Annotated in this window: 1 rRNA gene (running past both ends of the window); it reads right to left on the bottom strand. The window is 51.1% G+C overall.

Annotation, left to right across the window (positions count from 1 at the left end):
* Nucleotides 1-2,163: ribosomal RNA gene (locus EHW90_RS00320) — 23S ribosomal RNA — on the bottom strand (it extends past both window edges: 140 nt to the left, 694 nt to the right).

Raw genomic sequence — 2,163 nt, 5'->3', positions numbered from 1 at the left:
AATACATTACTGTACTTACATCTTGGCCCTATCTACCTCGTAGTCTTCAAGGGGTCTTACTGTTTTCACATGAGATATCCCATCTTGAGGGGGGCTTCACGCTTAGATGCCTTCAGCGTTTATCCCTTCCCGACATAGCTACCCTGCCATGGAGTTACTCTCCAACAGGTACACCAGCGGTCAGTCCGTCCCGGTCCTCTCGTACTAAGGACGGCTCCTCTCAAATATCTTACGCCCACGCCGGATAGGGACCGAACTGTCTCACGACGTTCTGAACCCAGCTCGCGTACCGCTTTAATGGGCGAACAGCCCAACCCTTGGGACCTGCTACAGCCCCAGGATGCGATGAGCCGACATCGAGGTGCCAAACCACTCCGTCGATGTGAACTCTTGGGAGTGATAAGCCTGTTATCCCCAGGGTAGCTTTTATCCGTTGAGCGATGGCAATCCCACTTTATGCCACCGGATCACTAAGTCCTACTTTCGTACCTGCTCCACCCGTCGGTGTCGCAGTCAAGCTCCCTTCTGCCTTTGCACTCTTTGAATGGTTTCCGACCATTCTGAGGGAACCTTCGAGCGCCTCCGATACTCTTTCGGAGGCGACCGCCCCAGTCAAACTCCCCGTCTGGCATTGTCCCCCGGCCGGATAACGGCCGCAGGTTAGAAATCCAGCAATACAGGGGTGGTATCCCAACGGCGACTCTGCATAAACTGGCGTCCATGCTTCTTAGTCTCCCACCTATCCTGTACGAGTATTACCGAATCCCAGTACCAAACTGGAGTAAAGCTCCATGGGGTCTTTCCGTCCTGGCGCAGGTAACCAGCATCTTCACTGGTACTTCAATTTCACCGGGTGCATTGTTGAGACAGCGCTCAAATCATTACGCCTTTCGTGCGGGTCGGAACTTACCCGACAAGGAATTTCGCTACCTTAGGACCGTTATAGTTACGGCCGCCGTTTACCGGGGCTTCAATTCAAAGCTTCGTTTCCTGACTTCTCCTCTTAACCTTCCGGCACCGGGCAGGCGTCAGCCCATATACTTCACCTTGCGGTTTCGCATAGACCTGTGTTTTTGCTAAACAGTTGCTTGAGCCTTTTTTCTGCGACCACTGTTTCCAGTGGCACCCCTTCTCCCGAAGTTACGGGGTCATTTTGCCGAGTTCCTTAACAATGCTTCTCCCGCCGGCCTTAGGATTCTCTCCTCATCTACCTGTGTCGGTTTGCGGTACGGGTACATATAACACAATAGCGGCTTTTCTTGACGGCTCCCTAACCGACTTCCCTACTAATTTTCGGTACGCATCACGATTTCCCCTTGTATGGTGGGTTTTCCTCCCATACAGGTACTTCGCTTGCCCCGGTTTTTGTCCTCCCGGGTTCGGTTTTAGTCTCCGTGTCCCCACAGTTCTGATTATATGTAGTACAGGAATCTGTACCTGTTATCCATCGACTACGTCTTTCGACCTTGCCTTAGGCCCCGACTTACCCTGAGTAGATCAGCTTTACTCAGGAAACCTTAGATATTCGGCCAAGAGGATTCTCACCTCTTTCTCGCTACTCATTCCGGCATTCTCTCTTCTTATTACTCCACCATTCCTTTCGGTATGGCTTCTACGCCTCTAAGAATGCTCCTCTACCAATGTATTACTACATTCCCAGGCTTCGGTGTTGTGTTTAGCCCCGGACATTTTCGGCGCAGGACCTCTCGACTAGTGAGCTGTTACGCACTCTTTTAATGTATGGCTGCTTCTAAGCCAACATCCTAGCTGTCTTCGAAATCCCACATCCTTTTCCACTTAACACACACTTTGGGACCTTAGCCGTAGGTCTGGGCTCTTTCCCTTTTGACTACCCAACTTATCTCGTGTAGTCTGACTCCCGTCAATCATCTAGCCGGCATTCGGAGTTTGATATCTCTTGGTAGGCTTTGACGCCCCCGCAAAAATTCAGTGCTCTACCTCCGGTAGACTAATAACGAGGCTAGTCCTAAAACTATTTCGAGGAGAACCAGCTATCTCCGGGTTCGATTGGAATTTCTCCCCTATCCACACCTCATCGCCACCCTTTTCAACGGATGTGCGTTCGGTCCTCCATTCACTTTTACGCGAACTTCAACCTGGACATGGATAGATCACCCGGTTTCGGGTCTACACATACTGACT

The organism is Lachnoanaerobaculum orale, from assembly GCF_003862485.1.
GTDB lineage: Bacteria > Bacillota > Clostridia > Lachnospirales > Lachnospiraceae > Lachnoanaerobaculum > Lachnoanaerobaculum orale.
This window is presented reverse-complemented; position numbering and strand designations above follow the sequence as displayed.